Annotated in this window: 21 protein-coding genes; 11 read left to right on the top strand and 10 right to left on the bottom strand. The window is 40.5% G+C overall.

Features of this window, described 5'->3' with window-relative positions; genetic code table 11:
• Positions 1-53: 53 nt before the first annotated feature.
• Positions 54-1,256 carry a DUF418 domain-containing protein gene (locus WA325_RS09565; protein ID WP_105954581.1) on the top strand — a complete coding sequence of 401 codons (1,203 nt, stop codon included), beginning with the start codon at positions 54-56 and terminating at the stop codon, positions 1,254-1,256.
• Between the two features lie 53 nt (positions 1,257-1,309).
• On the opposite strand, the gene WA325_RS09560 is transcribed toward WA325_RS09565, so the two are convergent.
• Entirely contained in the window at positions 1,310-1,765 is a 456-nt protein-coding gene (locus WA325_RS09560; protein ID WP_326327205.1) for an RDD family protein, read from the bottom strand.
• Positions 1,766-1,922: 157 nt separating this feature from the next.
• On the opposite strand from WA325_RS09560, the gene WA325_RS09555 reads away from it, so the two are divergent.
• The 3 genes from WA325_RS09555 to WA325_RS09545 all read left to right on the top strand — a co-directional run bounded on the left by WA325_RS09555 (position 1,923) and on the right by WA325_RS09545 (position 3,027).
• Complete coding sequence (locus WA325_RS09555) at positions 1,923-2,165, top strand: MerR family DNA-binding transcriptional regulator (RefSeq protein WP_326327207.1); 243 nt, start codon at positions 1,923-1,925, stop codon at positions 2,163-2,165.
• Entirely contained in the window at positions 2,104-2,349 is a 246-nt protein-coding gene (locus tag WA325_RS09550) for a hypothetical protein (RefSeq protein ID WP_336183530.1), read from the top strand. The genes WA325_RS09555 and WA325_RS09550 overlap by 62 nt, the downstream gene beginning before the upstream one ends.
• A gap of 252 nt (positions 2,350-2,601) precedes the next feature.
• Positions 2,602-3,027, top strand: a complete 426-nt coding sequence (locus WA325_RS09545) for a DUF5391 family protein (RefSeq protein ID WP_105954694.1) — start codon at positions 2,602-2,604, stop codon at positions 3,025-3,027.
• A 122-nt stretch (positions 3,028-3,149) separates the two neighbouring features.
• On the opposite strand, the gene WA325_RS09540 is transcribed toward WA325_RS09545, so the two are convergent.
• Entirely contained in the window at positions 3,150-4,487 is a 1,338-nt protein-coding gene (locus WA325_RS09540; RefSeq protein WP_105954580.1) for an aldehyde dehydrogenase family protein, read from the bottom strand.
• Between the two features lie 141 nt (positions 4,488-4,628).
• Between WA325_RS09540 and WA325_RS09535 the strand changes: the two genes are divergently transcribed.
• Positions 4,629-5,771 carry a TetR family transcriptional regulator gene (locus tag WA325_RS09535; RefSeq protein ID WP_248337785.1) on the top strand — a complete coding sequence of 381 codons (1,143 nt, stop codon included), beginning with the start codon at positions 4,629-4,631 and terminating at the stop codon, positions 5,769-5,771.
• Between the two features lie 332 nt (positions 5,772-6,103).
• Here WA325_RS09535 and WA325_RS09530 read toward each other — a convergent pair whose 3' ends face one another.
• Positions 6,104-7,573 (bottom strand): HlyD family efflux transporter periplasmic adaptor subunit, encoded by a 1,470-nt coding sequence (locus tag WA325_RS09530; RefSeq protein WP_336183529.1) that lies wholly within the window; start codon positions 7,571-7,573, stop codon positions 6,104-6,106.
• Positions 7,574-9,757, bottom strand: coding sequence for a peptidase domain-containing ABC transporter (locus WA325_RS09525; RefSeq protein WP_105954577.1), 2,184 nt, complete (start codon positions 9,755-9,757; stop codon positions 7,574-7,576).
• Between the two features lie 413 nt (positions 9,758-10,170).
• Between WA325_RS09525 and WA325_RS09520 the strand changes: the two genes are divergently transcribed.
• The 4 genes from WA325_RS09520 to WA325_RS09505 all read left to right on the top strand — a co-directional run bounded on the left by WA325_RS09520 (position 10,171) and on the right by WA325_RS09505 (position 11,468).
• Positions 10,171-10,389, top strand: a complete 219-nt coding sequence (locus WA325_RS09520) for a helix-turn-helix transcriptional regulator (RefSeq protein ID WP_105954576.1) — start codon at positions 10,171-10,173, stop codon at positions 10,387-10,389.
• A complete protein-coding gene (locus tag WA325_RS09515) occupies positions 10,379-10,804 on the top strand; it encodes a DUF6773 family protein (RefSeq protein WP_095431017.1) in 426 nt (141 codons plus the stop codon). Before WA325_RS09520 ends, WA325_RS09515 begins: the two co-directional genes overlap by 11 nt.
• 192 nt (positions 10,805-10,996) lie before the next feature.
• Complete coding sequence (locus tag WA325_RS09510; RefSeq protein ID WP_024123461.1) at positions 10,997-11,227, top strand: hypothetical protein; 231 nt, start codon at positions 10,997-10,999, stop codon at positions 11,225-11,227.
• A gap of 16 nt (positions 11,228-11,243) precedes the next feature.
• Positions 11,244-11,468 carry a Blp family class II bacteriocin gene (locus tag WA325_RS09505; RefSeq protein WP_024123460.1) on the top strand — a complete coding sequence of 75 codons (225 nt, stop codon included), beginning with the start codon at positions 11,244-11,246 and terminating at the stop codon, positions 11,466-11,468.
• A 147-nt stretch (positions 11,469-11,615) separates the two neighbouring features.
• Here the strand turns inward: WA325_RS09505 and WA325_RS09500 are convergent, their stop codons facing one another.
• On the bottom strand, positions 11,616-12,437 hold the full coding sequence (locus tag WA325_RS09500) for an SDR family oxidoreductase (RefSeq protein WP_248337789.1): 822 nt from the start codon (positions 12,435-12,437) through the stop codon (positions 11,616-11,618).
• A gap of 118 nt (positions 12,438-12,555) precedes the next feature.
• Between WA325_RS09500 and WA325_RS09495 the strand changes: the two genes are divergently transcribed.
• Together WA325_RS09495 and htpG are read left to right on the top strand one after the other, a co-directional pair.
• Positions 12,556-12,807, top strand: coding sequence for a hypothetical protein (locus tag WA325_RS09495; protein WP_024123458.1), 252 nt, complete (start codon positions 12,556-12,558; stop codon positions 12,805-12,807).
• Between the two features lie 189 nt (positions 12,808-12,996).
• Positions 12,997-14,877: a molecular chaperone HtpG gene (gene htpG / locus WA325_RS09490; RefSeq protein ID WP_024123457.1), complete on the top strand. Its 1,881-nt coding sequence runs from the start codon at positions 12,997-12,999 to the stop codon at positions 14,875-14,877.
• Between the two features lie 44 nt (positions 14,878-14,921).
• Here htpG and WA325_RS09485 read toward each other — a convergent pair whose 3' ends face one another.
• From WA325_RS09485 to WA325_RS09465, 5 genes are all read right to left on the bottom strand, one after another.
• On the bottom strand, positions 14,922-16,307 hold the full coding sequence (locus WA325_RS09485) for a sugar porter family MFS transporter (RefSeq protein ID WP_336183528.1): 1,386 nt from the start codon (positions 16,305-16,307) through the stop codon (positions 14,922-14,924).
• 154 nt (positions 16,308-16,461) lie between these two features.
• Positions 16,462-17,037 carry a CGNR zinc finger domain-containing protein gene (locus WA325_RS09480; RefSeq protein WP_336183582.1) on the bottom strand — a complete coding sequence of 192 codons (576 nt, stop codon included), beginning with the start codon at positions 17,035-17,037 and terminating at the stop codon, positions 16,462-16,464.
• A 210-nt stretch (positions 17,038-17,247) separates the two neighbouring features.
• A complete protein-coding gene (locus WA325_RS09475) occupies positions 17,248-17,556 on the bottom strand; it encodes a DUF2653 family protein (protein WP_024123453.1) in 309 nt (102 codons plus the stop codon).
• Positions 17,557-17,559: 3 nt separating this feature from the next.
• Positions 17,560-18,210, bottom strand: coding sequence for a hypothetical protein (locus tag WA325_RS09470; protein ID WP_024123452.1), 651 nt, complete (start codon positions 18,208-18,210; stop codon positions 17,560-17,562).
• Positions 18,211-18,424: 214 nt separating this feature from the next.
• The gene (locus WA325_RS09465; RefSeq protein ID WP_024123451.1) at positions 18,425-19,357 is read right to left on the bottom strand and encodes an aldo/keto reductase; all 933 of its coding nucleotides are present in this window, start codon (positions 19,355-19,357) and stop codon (positions 18,425-18,427) included.
• Positions 19,358-19,404 lie beyond the last annotated feature (47 nt).

Here is a 19,404-nt window from a genome sequence, read left to right as displayed (position 1 = left end):
TTCGCTTCTTTTTTTCATAGGATTGAGGTATAAAAAAAAGGAGCGTGATTCATATGGCTTCATTACAGCCGACTCTGACAAATGAGCGGATTGGTGTGCTTGACGTGTTAAGAGGAATTGCCATTTTCGGCATCCTATTTGTGAATTTGGCGCACTTCAGTTATCCGGATATGTATTTGTCTATGCTTGGAAAGGATAATTTTTTCACGGAAAAGTGGTCTGGTGCAGACTTTGCTGCAACAGAAATATTGAAATTTTTGATTCAAACCAAATGTATTTTACTGTTTTCATTTTTATTTGGGTTTGGCATGGTGGTGATGATGGAGAGAGCGTTAAGCAAAGGAAAACGTTTTGTCCCGCTTTATATCAGAAGATTATTGGCACTCTTCATCTTTGGAACCATTCATGCTTTTTTGATATGGGACGGGGATATCTTAACAGAATACGCCCTGCTTGGTTTGGTTTTACTTTTGTTTAGAAAAGCAAAGCCGAAAACATTGTTGATATGGGCAGTCTCTTTGTATCTCCTGTTTTCTCTTCCGTTCATTTTGGCAAGCTTTCATCAAGCAAACGGACAAGAATGGGCACAAGCAGCCATTCAGCAAGCGAAGCAGGCGCTGCATGCTTACGGAAACGGCAGCCTGAAAGACATTGCGGAACAGCGAATCCACGATCGGCTCGTTTATATGTCAATGAATGGCATGCTGACCTATAATCCGCTGAATTTCTTTTTTGCCTCCATCCCATATTTCAGTATGTTTTTGCTGGGAGCCGCGGCGGCAAAATCAAGATTTCTGCATCAGCCGGAAAAGCACCGCAAAGCGTTAAAAAGAGTATGGCTGTCTGGGCTGGTCATTGGCATCAGCGCTCATATATTGTACAGTGTGACCGAAATGGAAGTATTTTTGCTGGTTGGTGCGCCTTTTCTTATGTTTTTCTACGTCACAACGATTGTGTATCTTTATCATAAGACAAGACTGGCTAAGCCGCTGCAATACTTTTCCGCAGTCGGGAGAATGGCATTTACCAACTATCTCATGCAATCAATCATTTGTACGTGGATTTTCTATCATTACGGGATAGGGTTATACGGAAAAGTATATCCGGCTGCGGGCGTGCTGATCACGATCGCGGTATGTGCCCTTCAAATGATCATCAGCCATCTTTGGCTGCGGGCATTCCGAATGGGGCCGTTTGAGTGGCTTTGGAGGAGCCTTACGTATATGAAGTGGCAGCCGATCTTGAAGAAATCATAGATAAATAAAAGTCTAGACTCATAATTGACGTCTAGACTTTTTCATGTTTTCAATTATTTATATACAACCCGTGTACGGCAAATGATGTCATGAAGGCCCTTTTTCTCTCCGAATGCCACCATGATAAAACCGATATAAAAGATAATTCCAGATAATATGTACGCAAAGTAACGTCCGATTGCCTGCCCGATAGACACGCGTCCGCCTTGTTCATTGACTACTTTCAGCCCGAGAATTTTCTTGCCGAGCGTGCCTTGCATTTTAGAAGCTGTAAGCAGACCGTAATATAGCACACTGATGACAATCATAATCAGTATGGCTGGCAAAAAGGCAAGCGTTAAGTATTTCACCATATATTCGTCTTTTGTCATGTATGGGTCTGTTGCGATGGATCCAGCGATAAATACGGAATTGATAATAAATAGAATAATATAGCTAGGAACAGATACAATAATGCCATCAATCAAATAAGCTAAAACACGAATCCAAAATCCTGCCGGTTTTTCCATGTATATTTCTCTCTCCTTTGAATTAATCTGGAACAGTATACTTTGTAAAAAAAGCTTTTGCAATATGATATGGTGATAAAATCCTGATATTACTGAAAAATGAGTCTTTTATCCTTTCTTTTCTACTATATAAATCTACCACAGACGGTGAAAAAACATGCCTTATACATTAAAAGAAGTCATGGAGCAGTGCCAAATGACTGAGGATGCGGTTCGCTATTATGAGAAAATCGGCTTGCTTCCGCCGGTTAAACGAAAGGCGAACGGCCATCGGGTGTTTAGTGAGGATGACAAGAAAGAAACGTCTGCTGTTCATCAGATGTTTGAAGAAAACGGGCATGTCTTTAGAGGAAATGAAGCCGTTCCTCAGCCTGCAGGAACAGACAGATCGCTTGGATGATACTCAGCGCGAGCTGCTAAGAAATTACCAGGAGAAATTGAAACAGAAGCAAAGTGACTTGCAGCAGGTGTGGGAGCTGATCGAAGCAAAGCTGGAGAAATTAAAGCGGTTTGCTGAACAAAAACAAGCGGAGCCGGCACAGGTCGCTTTGTCATGGCTGTTGATCAGCCTGGGATTGATTTGATCATCCCGGGAGCCACTCGGCCTGGCCAGCTCAAGAGGGAATATCAAAACAGCAAATCTTCAATTATCAGAAGATGGACTGAAACAAATGGATCAGATGTTCAGTTCTTAACGTTTTTTCCAGTTATACTCTATTTCAAATGAATGGAGTATATCTTTTTTTATGGGTGTTTTTAGAAATACCATCGATTTCTATTAGATTTTACCTTATAATAAAGGTTAATATTTCTATTTTAGGAGGTGTCAATTGATCATGTCCAGAAAAAATAGCGTGGTGATCATGACTGCGATTTCTGGGTTCCTTTTTTGCGTGATGATTGCTGCGGCTTCACTTTCTCCGCTGGCAGACACGGGGTCCTCAGCCAATCAGTTCAACTCTATCGGTATGTGGTCGGCAATTGGTATGATACTTGTTTTCTATCTCATTCCAATCCTCATTTACATGCTGGGTGTGGATGCAATGAGATTTGTGATGGCGGCGCTTTGCGGCATGGGTTTGCTGATTCACTTATCTACTGCCGCCATTGTGCTGATGGTCAGTATATTCGGTGACCATCCGCTCTCTGATGTAACCACTGTGATGGGGCTCTGTCTCGCTTCAGCGGCTGTAAACATCATTTGGTTTTTTGCAGCGTTTCGTTCTGCGCCAAAGAAACCTGTCACAAGGGATTTTACATAGTTTTCTATTTTGTGTTAATGCATGATTTTTCTGTGAACTACATTTATTTACTGTTATGAAACTTTGTCGGCGATGATAGAAAAAGAGAACCTGCAAGATGATGCAGATTCTCTAAATCATGTTTATTTGGCTGCTTGAATAAACACACCTTTTTCATGAGAAAACTCTTTAAATCCGTATACCCCATGGTAAGAGCCGATTCCGCTTGTATTTACGCCGCCGAATGGCAGGTTGACGTCACTGAAATGAACGACGACATCATTGATCGCTGCATTTCCTGATGTGGTGTGCTGAAGGACGTTGTCAATCAGGTCTTGGTTGTGGCTGAATACATAAAGCGCTAGCGGTTTATCGCGGTCATTTACGTAATCAATGACCTCATCGATGTCTTCATAGTTCATCATCGGCAGGATCGGTGCAAAGATTTCTTCCTGCATGATTTTCATATCTGGCGTAACGTTTTTCAAAACGGTTGGCGAGATCGTACGGTCGCTTGCATCAAATACGCCGCCGAACACGACTTCCGCGCCTTTCTCGATGGCATCATCGTATAACGCTTTGACGCGGTTAAAGTTGCGGTCATTGACAATTTGCGTAAATTTGTTTCGATCCGGCGTGTAATCATCTTCCATAAATCCTGCGTTGACAATGGTTTGTAAAATGCCTGCGAACTTGTCCTGCACGTCTTTTTTAATGAAGATATAATCCGGTGCGATGCAGGTTTGGCCGGCATTTACGAACTTGCCGACAGCAATTTTTTTCGCTGCGTCCAATAAGTCGTATTCACTGTCGATGATGGTCGGACTCTTGCCGCCAAGCTCAAGCGTGACAGATGCCAAGTGTTTGGCGGCGGCTGTCATGACGATTTTTCCGACATTTGTGCTTCCGGTGAAGAAAATGTGGTCGAACGGCTGATCAAGAAGCTCAGTGGCCACTTCAACCTCTCCTTCAAAAATGGCAACTTCTTTTTCGTCAAAAGCATCTCGGATGACTTTTGCGGCAATGTTGCTCGTGTTCATTGTAAAGTCTGACAGCTTCACAATGGCGCTGTTTCCTGCAGCGATAGAAGCGGCAAGCGGCGCCATCGTCAGCATAAACGGGTAGTTCCACGGACCGAGTATAAGCGTGACGCCTTTAGGCTCGTACATAAGGATTCCGTTGGCATCAGAGCTTAAGGATGAACCGACTTCTTTGGGTGCCATCCATGTTTCCAGGTTGTTCATATTATCTCTGATCGCTTTTTTTGTACCCTCGATTTCCGCTTTTTTGACCTCGTGATATGGCTTCCGCACGTCTTTGCGGATCGCTTCGATGATTTCCTCTTCATGTGCAATGACGGAATTCAAAAAGCGCTGAAGCTTTTCTTTACGCTGTTCCGCTGTTGAAGCGCGCAGCACTTTTTGCTGTTTTTTCTGAAGCTGGAAGACGCGCTGAATGTCGTCTTTTACTTGCTGTTCCATTGTAAAATCCCCCTCATTTGCTTTCTGCTTATCTCGGAACTATTATAAAGTGGTATCTTTTCTATAAGAAAGACAACGGAGAATCATCTATACGTTACCGTACATATATCGAATATGTGTCTAATGACTGGGGGTGTTTTTGTGGCGGAATCTGCTGAAGCTCAAGTGAAACAGGCGCTGCTGGCTTTATTGGAAGAAAGAGATATTCAACACATCACAATGAAAGAAATCGCTGAAAAGGCCAAAGTGAGCCGCGGGACGCTCTACCTTTATTATGAAGACAAGTTCTCCATTATTGAGGATGTGATCGAAGACATGAAGGAAGGGCTGGGCGAAGCGCTCTATGACGCCTTCAAGCATATGGACACACTCCATTTAAATAAAAAACGGCACACTGTGCATCCGACTCTGTCCTTTGTCCACGAGCATCGATCCTTTTTTGGCACGATGATGAACAGAGAACATTTTCATCGTTTTTTTAAGGATGTGTTTCAGCAGGATGTTTTGCTGGCTCCGGTCAATGTGAATCTGACGCCGATTGAACAGGAGATTTACGGACATTACCGGGCTTTGTACACGTACGCGATTATCCTTTATTGGCTGAATGAGGATGCGGACGCGTCTCCGGAAGCCATCAGCCAAAAAGTTTGGGAGCTCGTTTCTCAAAAGCGGTTTTATTGGCTGTTTGGACAGGCTCCGTCAAGGGAGCGGCAGGAGGACAAGCAAATCGACAGGCGTGTGGTTCGAACGAGAGAAGCGCTGCAGAAGGCTTTGCTGGACGTATTGGCAGAGAAAAAAGACTACGCGGCCATCACGATTTCTGACATTACCCGGAAAAGCAATATCCGCCGCGCAACCTTTTATGATCACTATGCCAGCAAAGAGGAATTGCTGCAGACCATGATTCAGCAATCATGTACGGAGATGATAGATCACCTGACGATTGCCTCAAGTCCGAATGAGCTTTCCTTAAAAGAAGCGGAGGAGGCGCTCGCCGGCCTGCTTTCTGCATTAGACCGCATGCCTATTGTCCATTTGCTCAATCGGGACTGGGGTGTTCCTCATGTGATACCCGAGATGCTCCAAGCGTTGGAATCATTTTATCTGCATCAGCAAACTAATATTCCTGCGGAGAAAAAGCTTTATGCCTATTATGTATCGGCGATGATTATCGGGCTGATATTGTATCGGCTCGAGGAAGGGAAGGTGCATGCGCCGGAAGTGCTGGCGAGGGAGTTTTTGCAGTTTTTGGATGTGAAGAAGTATAAGGTGGTATTGCTTTGAAGTGCCCGGAGACTTGATCCGGGCTTTGGGTCGTTATGATACTTGGTCTTTTGATTTTCTTTCTTTTAAGGTGAGATTGAGAAATAGAAGAGACAAAAGAATAAAAACAATAAAAACAATATTCACCATCCAAGACTTCCAGCTTACAGTGGGGGGCCAATATTGTATTGAAGAGAAGGCGAACGATTGAAGAGAATAAAAAGAGTAAAAATAACAGTTTGTTTTGAGACATGATTCTATACGTCCTATACCTTTCTTATAAAAAATAAAATGCCTCAAAGCAGATGCTCATCTGCTTTTGAGACATATATGCACATTTCTCTAAATGGAAATTAACGTAAGTGTAATACATCTAAAAAATAATCAATATATCTTTTTGAATCAACGATAATTGATACATCTGTCTGCATGCCATTTTTTAAATGTATTTTTGTTCCGTTATCTTTAACAATTTCTTTGCTTTCTATCGTGCTTTCAGCAATATAAAATTTTTGCCCGTTTTGATCACTAATACTGTCTGGACTTATTTTTGTAATGACACCTTTAATGGTTTGATTTGTATTTTCAATATGGAATCTAACCTTATCTTTTTCATTAATATTTGTGATCTCATGACTCGGAATATAAATGTTAGCTCTAAGCTTCTCTTTATCAGGGACAATAGTCAAAATAGCAGTGCCTGCTTGTAAATTATCACCTGGAGATATATTTGTTAGTACATTAACATAGCCGTCACTAGTTGCTTTTATTTTATATTTTTCTAATTGTAAATCTATCATCTTTAGATCATCTTCTTTTGATTTAAGAGTGGTCTGAAGAGCTGTTTGCTTTTGAGATGTTTGATTTAGCAAGTTTGTTTTAAGCTGTTCAATGGAAAGCTTATAATTTGTTTCCTCTGAGTTATCGGAATCACTGTCAGAATCGTCACTTTTCATTGAACTGTTAATCTCATCAAGTGATTGATTTAATTCGTCTTTTTCTTCACTTAGTTTTACTAGCATATCTTGTTTTAAACTTTCAAGCTGTCCGTTTAGATTCTCTTTCTGCTGTGAGAAACTGTTTTTATCGAGCTCATCTTTCATCTTCTGTAGATCATCAAGCTGCTGCTCTACATTTTGTTTGTTAGTTTGATAACTATTATAGTAAGAATTGTACTTATCATCCTGTTTGGCAAAGGATTTATTGTTTTTAATGGAGTCTTGCAGGTCAGAAATTCTTTGAAGCTTTAGTTTCACTTTGTTTTTTGTCTTATCCAGACTATTTTTTATGCTTTTTTTCTGCTTCTTAAGTTTTTTCTGCTGAGTTTTTGCATTTTCTTTTGATGACTCTAACAAATTACTTTGTTTTTCATATGAGAGATATTGATCTTGATAACCCCAATGATCGTTCTCGCTGAATAAATTTTTGTCATTTTCAATACTTTTTTTTAGAGTTTTGTTTAACGCAGCTTGTTCTTTTAAATCTTTGATATCTTCTTTAACAGCTTTTTTCTGCGCTTGGATTTCAGTATTGTCTAGAGTTAATAGAGTATCTCCCTTTTTCACCTTATCAACCTGTTTAATATCAACTGTTTTTACTTTGCCGGCTACTTCGTTTGTTACGTTGCTGTTAGGCTTGGTATATTGGATGTCAGCTGTCGTTTTTAGAATTACTTCTTTCTTTCCATAGAAACTAAAAACAATAGATGCAATAAGTAAAGCTATCAGTATATATGTAAAGAAAACACCAATTGGTTTGGGTTTTGATTCGTAGAATTCTCTGCTATCCCTCAAATCATTTAAATTGAAAAAGTTACGTTTCATCTAAATTGTCACCATCTCTCTCGATGGCATTTGGTTCTCCCACAACTCATAGTACTTGCCTTTTTTCTTCAATAAATCATTGTGGTTCCCATACTCTATGATTTCTCCATTTTCCATGACAAATATTTTGTCGCAATTCATAATTGTACTCAAACGATGAGCAATTATAATCGTAGTTACATCAACAGTCTGATCGTATATCATCTTTGATATTCCCTGTTCGGTTGTCGTATCGAGATTGCTAGTTGATTCATCCATTATGAGAATGTTAGGTTTTCTTAATAATGCTCTGGCAATTGCGAGTCTTTGCTTCTGGCCTCCAGATAAATTAGACCCGTTTTCTTCTACAAGAGTATCGTATCTCATTGGTAAATCATTGATAAAATCATGTACTTTAGTTTGTTTACATACTTCTATAATCTCTTCAAAGGTAAAACTTCCTGAGTTCCCAAGCAAAAGGTTTTCAAGAATTGATCCTTGTATAAAATGAGATTCTTGAGGTATATAACTTATGCTTTCCCTTAACGCATTGGTGTGAATATCATTTATATGATAACCATTGATTAAAACCTCACCTGATTCAGCTGTATAAAATTTCATTAAAAGCTTAGTCAAAGTAGATTTTCCTGAACCGCTTTCTCCAACAAAGGCAACTTTCTCTCCTTTTTGAATATGCAGTGTAATATCTTTTAAGATGAGCCTTCGAGTTCCGTATCGAAAATTGATTTTTTTAAAAGAAAGCGGACCTGTAATTGACGACGTCGATGTTATTCGCGCCTCTTTCTCTATTAATTCGGGTTCTAGCTTTAGAATTTCTCCGAGCCTTTTGGACGCAACAGATGCTGACTGAAGCTTAGATTGTAGGCCGATGATGTTTTGTAAAGGATTTAAGAAGTAGGTTAATAAGGCATTATATGTAATAAGCTGACCAATAGTAAGGGTGCCTTTCATGACTTGAGTTGATCCGATCCACAGTATCAATGCACCGCTTGCTAAATCCAAAAACATTTTTATGGAACCCTGAAGGTTATCAATAACTCCGTGTTTAAAAGCTGATCGTAAGTATTTCACAAATCTTTTTTCTGTTTCAAATGACATCATATATTCCGCATTGTATGCTTTAACAGTTTCGATGCCGTTAAGCGTCTCAACAATCTTTGAAGTCAGCTGCGCATTGTTTTCCATTTCTGTGTTATTTATATTTTCGTAGGGTTTTATAAAAATCCAAACCGTCAAAATATAAAAAGGTATGAAAGCCAATGTGATGAGAAATAAAGTAGTATTCTGCAGATATAAGAAAATACCAACCATAATAAGCATAATGGTATCGAGTATGACCGAAAGCGATGCACTGACAACAGCATCGATCACTTTATTAGCATCAGTAAATCTGGATATAATTTCGCCGACTTTTCTATTGCTGAAAAATTTCATTGGCAAAGTAAGCACATGTTGAAAGTATCCAAACATGATGGAGATACTTAATTTTTGACCTAGGAGAATCATTAGGTATTGCCTAAAACCTATTAAGAAAACCTTAAATAAATACATAATCAAAAGGCCGATTGAAAGAATATGTAATGTGTTACTTAATCCATTAGGTAGGATTTGATCGATGATCGTCTGAAAGTAAAAAGTACCGAGGATCCCGAAGACGGTAATAATAAAGGATGCTAAAAACGTATGTATAATCAACGATTTTTGCTGAAGAATCAACCTGAAAATATCGGCACTTATATTACTTGTCTCGGTCTGTTTTTTATAAGTCTCAGTAGGTGCTAAAAGTATTAAGATGCCTGTCCAAATCTTAAAAAAATCATCTTTTTGATATGTAACGAGCCCTTTTCCAGGATCCGCAATGATAATTTTATCTTTACTAATTTTATGTATAACAACGTAATGCAATAATTGTTGATCTATAATAATATGTGCAATTGCTGGAAGAGTAATGGACTGATCAAAAGCTGTATGCTCTGCACGCACAGCTTTTGCTGAAAACCCCAACTGTTCGGCGGCTTTTACCATTCCAAGAGCACTAGTACCTTGTGTATCAGTTCCAGCAATGTCACGTATATAAGCTAGAGAGAGCTTTGAGCCATAATGTTTTGCAATTGTTGATAGGCAGGCTGCTCCACAATCTTTTTGATCAAGTTGTCGTACACAATGATATCTATTAAAAAACATATACTACTCTCCATAATGAAGGTCATTTTTTAGAATATATATAATAATATAAAGAATAGACATCATTTTATTACATTTTCATGGTTTGTCAACCTTTTTAAGGTAAATATTTATTGTTATTTAGAGCTTTTGGCACGTTTATATAATATAAATGCGTAATTGATATAGATAAGATATAAAGCAAGATTAAATACACCTAAGTGAAAAAAATAAGAAAGAGATATACAAAATAAACCCCCTGCGATTATAAAGATATAGAACAATTTCATTTTACCAACTCCTATAAATGTTAAATTCATTGTAAGATATAATAGACAAAATGTAAAATATATATGGATAAATGCAATATATAGTTTGCATGGTTTTTTTATATATGATATGCTACAGATAAATAAACCAATGGAGACTTGCCAATGAATAATAATTTGAAGTTGGAAAGAACAAGAGCGAATTTAACACAGGAACAACTTGCCGAAAAAATTGGAGTGACAAGACAGACGATTGGATTAATTGAAAAAGGGAAGTATAATCCTTCTTTACAATTATGTTTGAAAATTTGTATAGAATTGAAAGTTACTCTGAATGATGTATTTTGGACGTATAACAGGGAGGAAGAAACTAATGAAGGATGAGAGAATAAGTCATATTGAAAATAAAATAGGTCATGAAAGCTTTCTTTTAGTAATTGCTTTGGTTTTTGTCTCTTTTATACTTTCGATTATGTTTAAAATGCCGAGCACGTTAATGACAATTATCATATTGTTTGTTGGAAGCGGATATTATGGATTAAGAGCTATGTCAAAAGGCATTTTAAGAGTAAATCTGAAAAAGAAGAAGAAGAGTTCGTACTTTCTTTTAATTGTTTTTACTTTTATTCTGTATATGGCAACGTCGGTATTATTTAAAATCATTACATTCCCTTTTACAACTAAAGAATTCTTATTCCAAATTCTTATGTATATTTTATGGCTAATTCCTTTTAGTCTCATCATGTATACTACATATAAATTTTCAAACAGGCAGCAGAAAAAAGAATTAGAGAATTAATTAAGAGAGCTTAACCTAAATAACTGAATTAGGTTAAGCTCTCTTTTACTATATATAAATTGATCGATAGGTTATAGATGATTTTATGGAAAAAACTATTGATTTAGGATTTATTATGTAATATTATAATTCCCATGGTAAATTTATACTAGTTATTATTATTTACCTGAATAACTTTGAGGAGGAATATTGATGAACGCAAAAAGCATAAAAGACGTTGAACTTCAGGCATTGACTCTTGAAGAAGCTGAACAAATTGATGGAGGAAGTTATGCTAAATATCTTGGCAGTGCAGTAGTTACAGGTGCCGGCGCAGGTGTAGTCGGAGGAGTTCCAGGTGTTATTCTTGGTGCCCATGCAGGTGCAATTGCAGGGTCAGTTGGTTATTTAGGCGGGTCATTAATCGCAGGAAAATGGCTTTAAGGAGGGAATAGCATAAATGGAAAATAATAATCGTCTTTCAGAATTGAATGTAAAAGAAATGGAACAAATTGATGGCGGAGGCTGGAGAAGTGCCCTTGGCGGAGCTTTTTCAGGTGCATTAGTCGGTGCTTCAACAGTAGGCGTCGGTGGAGCAGCTGTTGGCGGACCCGTTGGTGGTGCCGGCGGAGCAATTACTGGCGGCATAGTTGGCGGTATAGTTGGCGGAATAAACGCTTGGTAATAAAAATACATAAAGAACTAGTTTGAACATTATGTAACAAGACCGGAAAGAGTATATCTTTTCTCGGTCTTGTTATATTTGTATTTATATATACATAATGTTTTGTAGCGTCTATTTATTATAAATTCTTTTAACTGACTATCTCAGTTATTTTGTTTCTTCCTTCCATTTCTCATCAATCAACATCTTGCCAGGCCATGTATACGCCATGATGCCGCCGTCTGCGGTGATGTCTTCGCCTGTGACGTATGAGCTGTCGTCAGATGCGAGGAACAGCGCCACCGTCGCCATTTCCTTCGGTTTGCCGAGACGGCCGAGCGGCGTGATCCATTTGTTGGCTTCGCGGAATTTCTTGCCCATTTCCTGTTCCTTGGTGCCAGCTAATTTGTCAATAAGCGGCGTTTCAATCGTACCCGGTGAGATGGAATTGACCCGGATGCCGCTTCTTGCGTAATCAATTGCCATCGCTCTTGTCAGGTTTGTGATTCCGCCTTTTGCGGCGTTATAGCCGGAGCGGTCAAGGTCCGCAGCCCTGCCTGACATGGAGGAGGTGTTGATAATGGAGCCTCCCTTTTCGAGCATAAGCGGAATCAGATATTTGCTGCAAAGAAACGTGCCGCGCAGATCGACTGCGATAATGCGGTCAAACAGATCTACGGGATACTCGTGCACTTTTCCGCCTTCCTGATCGACGCCGGCGTTGTTAAAGAGAATATCAATCGTTCCGTACGCGTCTTTGAGTTGATCAGCAAATTGCTTCACGTTTTCTTCATCTGACACATCAAGGTGAAAAGCCTCAGCTTGTCCTCCGTTTTGTCTGATCGCTTCGACTGTCTCTTTCATTTGATCTTCATTCATATCGCCGACAATCACACGCGCGCCTTCATTGGCAAAAACCTCTGCCGTTGCTTGTCCAATGCCTGTCGCAGCGCCTGTGATCACAGCGGTTTTGTTATCAAGTCTTCCCATAACACGAATCCTCCTTTTTCTAGTTGTCTTCCCGCTGTGTGCAGTGATAAACATGTGAGAAAAGTAATACCTGTATATGTTAAAATGAACTAGAAATTGTTGGGAGGTTTTATGTGTTTTGAAGATACAGCATAAGAAGGAACTCAAATTTTATTGTCTCATTACGATTCCGGCTGCGTTTGCTGTGCTGACTGTCATCTCTTTTTTATTGCAAGAGATTACGTTTCCGGTTACAGCTAGCGCATTTCTGAATGCTTCATGGCATAATCTATTGTTTCTGATACCGTTCTGTTTGTTTTTCTATCCGGTGCATATTTGGATGAAGCGGGAGTTTAGCCGATGGAATGATGCAGGACAAAAGAGAGGATGATCCTCTCTTTTTCGTATCTGAATGTCTAGAAAAAATAGTGAAAACACACCCAACTAATGTTAAATTTACATATATATGCATCTATCAATCTTTGATGAAAACCGTATTGACATGAGTCGTCATTTATGATAAATAGATGCTGAAAAGAGTTTACATAACATCACAAAGCATGAAAAAGGAGCGAGCTGAATGGCCAAAAAAGAGTTTAAAGCAGAGTCCAAACGACTGCTGGATATGATGATTAACTCCATTTACACTCAAAAAGAAATCTTTCTTCGCGAGTTAATTTCCAATGCGAGTGACGCGATTGACAAAATCTATTACAAGGCGCTGACGGATGATGCGCTAACCTTCGATAAAGACAATTACTACATAAAAGTCGCGGCTGACAAAGGCGCGAGAACACTGACCATTACGGATACAGGGATTGGAATGACAAAGGACGAGCTTGAACAGCACCTCGGTACGATTGCGAAAAGCGGCTCTCTTGCGTTTAAAAAAGAAAACGAACTGAAGGACGGCCATGACATCATCGGGCAATTCGGTGTCGGATTTTATGCGGCGTTTATGGTTGCCGATGTGGTGACCGTTATCAGTAAGGCGCTCGGCAGCGAAGAAGCGTATAAATGGGAATCTGCTGGCGCAGACGGCTATACAATTGAGCCGTGTGAAAAGGATTCTGTCGGCACAGACATTATCCTGAAGATCAAAGAGAACACGGAAGATGAGAGCTATGATGAGTTTTTAGAAGAATATCGTTTAAAAGCGATCATCAAAAAGTACTCTGACTTCATTCGCTACCCGATCAAAATGGATACAACGGTTAATAAGCCGAAGGAAGGCAGCGACAATGAATTTGAAGAGGTGCAGGAGGAACAGACGGTTAACAGCATGGTGCCGATCTGGAGAAAAAACAAGAGCGAGCTGACAGATGAGGACTATGAAACGTTCTACGCTGAAAAGCATTACGGATTTGATAAACCGCTCACTCATGTCCATATCAGTGTTGACGGTGCCGTGCGCTACAACGCCATTTTATTTATTCCTGAAAACATGCCGTTTGACTATTATTCTAAGGAATATGAGAAAGGCTTGGAGCTCTATTCCAACGGCGTGCTCATCATGAACAAATGCGCGGATCTGCTTCCGGACCACTTCAGTTTTGTGAAGGGTATGGTCGATTCTGAGGACCTGTCGCTGAACATTTCCAGAGAAATGCTGCAGCATGACCGCCAGCTGAAGCTGATTGCGAAAAACATCAGCAAAAAGATCAAAAGCGAGCTGCAGAGCCTGCTGAAAAAAGACAGAGAAAAATATGAGACCTTCTACAAATCGTTCGGCAGACAGCTGAAGTTCGGCGTGTACAATGATTTTGGCGCGAATAAAGATCAATTGAAGGATCTTTTATTATTCTACTCTTCCAAAGAGAAAAAACTGGTCAGCCTGGACGAGTACGTATCCAGAATGCCTGAAGAGCAGAAATATATCTACTACGCGACCGGTGATTCATACGATCGCATTGAAAAACTGCCGCAAACGGAAATGGTAGCGGACAAAGGCTATGAAATTCTTTACTTTACAGAGGACATCGATGAATTTGCGATCAAAATGCTCGCTTCATATCAAGAAAAAGAGTTCAAATCTGTATCAAGCGGCGATCTTGGCATCGATTCAGAAGAGGATCAAAAGCAGTCTGAAGAAGAGGAAAGCAAGTACAAGGATCTGTTTGAGGAAATGAAAAATATTCTGTCTGACAAAGTGAAAAACGTCAGAGTATCGAAACGCCTTAAATCTCATCCGGTCTGCCTTGCAGCTGACGGTGAAGTGACAATCGAGATGGAAAAAATCTTAAACGCGATGCCGGACAGCCAAAATGTAAAAGCGGACAAAGTGCTGGAAATCAACCCGAATCACGAGGTATTCAAGACGCTGCAGAACGCTTTCGAACAAGATAAAGAGAAACTAAGCCTGTACACAAATCTCCTGTATAACCAGGCGCTTCTGATCGAAGGTCTGCCGATTCAGGACCCTGTGGAATTTACGAACAATATGTGCAAGGTGATGGTGTAACCATAAAAAAGGAATCGTCCCGATGAGACGATTCCTTTTTCTATTTATGACGTCCGTTCATTGAGCATACGGCTTTGTCTGTTGTTCTTTCTTTTAAAACGTTGTTTCAGGCTTGCTTCAATTTCTTCTAAGCTTTTCCCTTTGGTTTCAGGAACCATGTAAAGGGCGAAGAAAAATGAGAGAAGACAAATGACTGAAAAAATTGTAAACACCCATGCGATGCCCATGGCGCTGAGCATCAGCGGGAAGACCAGTGACACGATCAGGTTGGTTGCCGATAACACCAAAGTGGTAAAGCCCGTCGCGGCCCCGCGCGCTTTGGATGGGAAGAGCTCAGGCATCAGAACCCATACAACCGGACCCCATGTTGCCTGGTAGAATACGATATAAACTCCGAGAAAAACAACGGTCAGCCAAGCTGTTGATGTTGAGAGCCCCAGCGTCAGGAGTATAGCCGATAGTGCGGCCAAGCTTAGCGTAATGCCGACGCTTCCCCAGATCAGCAGCTTTTTGCGGCCGATGCGGTCGATTAAAATCATAGCTGTAATACACATGATGACGTTGAGTACGCCGATTCCCATTGTGCCGAGCACCGATGCCGATGTGCCGAGACCGGCCTTAGTGAAAATGGTTGGCGCGTAGTAGATAACCGTGTTAATTCCGACAGCCTGCTGGAAAACGGCGAGGCCGACGCCAATGAGAAGCATAGGGCGAATCCATTTGGCTTTTAGCAAGCCGAGTGTTGTTTCTTTTTTCTCTGCTTCCCCTTGTTTCATATCTGCCAGTTCACGTTCAATATCTTCTTGATCATGAGTGATTTTCATGATGTGTTTCGCTTCATCTTCACGCCCGCGCTTCACGAGCCATCTTGGTGATTCAGGCATAAATGCGATCCCGATTAATAAAAGCACGGCAGGCACCGCAGCCAGCCCCACCATCCAGCGCCACGCTTCAAACGGTGTGAATAGATAGTTTACGATATATGCAAGTAAAATACCGGTGACAATCATTAAATTGTTCATCGTGCCGAGTGTTCCGCGGATTTTTGTCGGTGCCATTTCTGAAAGATATACAGGCACCAGCGCCGTTGAACCGCCTACAGCCAAGCCGAGAATGACCCGAGACGCGATCAGCATGGTAATGGTTTGAGAAAATGCACAAGCAAGCGCCCCGACGATAAAAATGATGGATAAAACAAATACGACTTTTCTCCTGCCCCAGCGATCGGAGCACGTGCCGCTTAAGGCGGAACCGAAAATCGCGCCGAGGAGCAGCATGCTGACAACCAATCCTTCTGTCAGTGTTGTTAAAGGGATATCATTGTTGATAAACAGCAGCGCTCCCGAGATAACGCCCGTATCGTAACCGTAAAGCAGCCCCCCTAAAGCGCCGAAAAAGTAGATCATATATTTCCTTGTGTTTGTCTTCACAAATGTTCCTCCTCAGTCTTTGAGCCAATGAGTATGTACGATGTGTAACAAAGTTAATAGATTAGTACCCTTCTCCTAATCGATTTGAAACATTTTTATTTTTAATGGTTAGTTTTGATTTCGATAAAAAAACCGTTCTCTGGGGAACGGATTTTTACTCATTATTGACTTTTTTATGATGGCGTGAGACTTTTTGTCTGTTGCCGCATATCTTCATGGAGCACCATTTTCGCCTTCCTGTTTTATCAAGAAAAAGCAAAATGCACTTTTCGTTTGCGCACCGTTTCAGCTGTTGGATTTCTTTTGTATGAATCAGCCATAATGCATCGTAAGCGATAAGCGATAAAATAGAATCATCTGGTTTTCCATTCGGAATGCGGGCAAGTTTGTCATCTAAGATTTGATAAGAAAAAGGAGCGGCGGCGATTTGATCTTGCAGGAAAGCGATAAAAGCTAGAGAAGGTTTACTGCCTTCGGCGATACTCTCAAAATGTTTTCTCAGCTCAGCGCGGAATTGATGAATCCGTTGCAATTGTTCTTGGACTTGCTGCAGCGTAAAAGACTTGAGAAAAGGAGCAGTTTCTCCCATTATTTCAAACCATGCCATCAGATCTTTTTCTGACTGGATGAGATCGTGCCGTTTATCATAGCTTATGATTTCAGTATTAACGAGATCGAGAGAAAGGTTTTGTGTGATAAGAGGGAATTGAGCATTTGCCAATGTAATCATTCCTTTCAAAATCATTGTAAGCGCCAAAACCTTTTTCACGCAAGGATATGAGTAAAAGGAGGCTTTTTCCCATTTTATCTGTCAGGCAGTCTGCTGATCATTAGGGATGGTGCTCTCCCATGACCGGAAACAGCCGTTTCTGTACCTGCATTTCAAAAAACATCATAAAAAACCTTACTCGCCCGGAGTAAGGTTCTGATTAGGACATTTTTATTCTTCACCCTCGTTGACGAAAACCAAGGCGGAGAATCCTTTTTTCTTATCAAATTGCAATTCAACGACGGTAACGTCTGGATTGAAGTTGTGGTATTCCTCTAAGAACTGAATAATGCCTTCTGAAATGTCATCTGACTCAAGCTGCTTGTGATGCAGGCCATATTTGGCTTCAGCGAAGAATCCTGTACGCTTGTTGTAAGACAGCTCTTTTACTTCAACGTCCTCAGGGTAAATCTCTTCTTCATTAGAAATATACACACAAATCCCGTCTACAATTTCTTGCTCATTTAATACTAACTTCATGACCTAAAAGCTCCTTCTGTACGTCTTCGGTGTTTTAAATGCGCGAATCAGTGCGATGACAATGATTAAAATAATGATCAAAGCGATGACATCAACGATCCAGGCAATGGGTGAAGCGCCATAAGAAACATAGCCCGGGCCCCCGACTGGATGATAGGTGTAACCCCAAGGGTGCATCATGCTGATCATGAACATACTCGTTGTGAATCCGCTATAATAGCCAAACCATCCTGATGGCGAGAATCCTGCATTATAATAATGATTTACTGAAACATAACGTCCGCCAACATAAGCTTTAGATGTTTTTCCGCTGTATGTCTTTCCGCTTACTTTTGATGTGGCGCCGGAAAACGTGCCTGACGATTTTTTAGAGCTTGATGAGCTTGTCTTTTCGGAAGATTTCTTTTTCAGCGAAATCGATGATGATGAATCATCAGACGTTTTGGACTTTTTGCTTGAAGAGCTTGATCCTGAACTGTAGCTTGATTTCGGGCTGGATTTATAGCTTCCGCTGTATGACGAGCTTGAACTTCGGCTGCTGTGACTGGATGATGAGCGGCCGCTAAAACTTTTTGCATGAGACATGGCTGATGGCAGCAGTACACCTAAAGCAACGGTTACTGCAACTAAGGCTTTTACATATTTCAGTTTCATTCTGTTTCCTCCGTAGACCGCAACGGCCCGTTATTTCTGGTTTGAATCATATCAATCTTTCATATCATGTTTAGCTTTTTCAATCACTTTCTTTCTGAGATAAACTACCTTTATTTTATCGGATTCATGGCTCTTTTTGTAAGTTTTGCATCAAAATCAAACCAATTTATGGGCAAAAAAAACAGCCTTCCCCATGGAGAAGGCTGTTTTTTTCTTATGCGAACAGCTTATCAATAAACGAAATATCCTCTTGAGAAAGCGTTACATCAGCTGTTTTGATGTTATCAATCAGCTGATCGGCCCGTTTTGCTCCAGGGATTAAAATATCAATTTCCGGTCTTGCCAAATACCAAGCCAATACGATGTGAGGGATGTCCACGTTGTGCTTTTCAGCAATCGGCGCCAGTTTGTTGACCTTTCTGATATTTTCTTTGAAACGCTCGCCCTTGAAGTGTTCCTGTTCGTTTCGCAGGTCTCCTTCAGGGAACGTCGTATCTTCCGTATATTTTCCGGCCAGTAATCCTGATACAAGCGGGAAGTAAGGGATGAATGAAATATTGTGTTCCTTCGTATACGGGAAGAAGGTTGTTTCCGCTTCACGGTTTAACAGGTTGTATTCACCTTGAAGCACATCGACCAAACCGTCTCTGTTGGCTTCCTTCAGCTGTTCCAGAGAGAAATTGGAGACACCGATGGAACGGATTTTTCCGGCTTGCTTCATTTCATTCAGTGCGTTAACCGCTTCATCCTTCGGCGTATGTTCATCCGGAAAGTGAATGTAGAACAGATCGATATAATCGGTATTCAAACGTTTCAGGCTTTCATCAACTGATTTTTTCAGAAACTCAGGCGAATTATCAAAAACAAAGTCATTTCCTTCTTTTCTGTGCGCGGCTTTTGTGGCAATGACGACATCTTCACGATTGAACTCGCGCAGCACTTCACCAATTAGCTCTTCCGAACGGCCGATGCCATAAATATAAGCAGTGTCTAACATGGTCACGCCATTACGAATGGCCTCGCGAACCAATTCTTTTCCGGTTTCTTCATTCAGATTCGGGTAGAGGTTATGTCCTCCGACAGCATTTGTTCCTAATCCGATAGGGAATACCTGCAAGTCTGATTTTCCGAGCGTTGCTTTTTTCATGATCTACCTCCTGGAATAAAATTGATGAAAGACTCTCAACACTATTG

Source organism: Bacillus sp. 205(2023), assembly GCF_037027485.1.
In the GTDB taxonomy this organism is placed as follows: domain Bacteria; phylum Bacillota; class Bacilli; order Bacillales; family Bacillaceae; genus Bacillus; species Bacillus halotolerans.
Note: the sequence above shows the minus strand (reverse complement) of the source record. Positions and strands in the feature narration are given on the sequence as shown.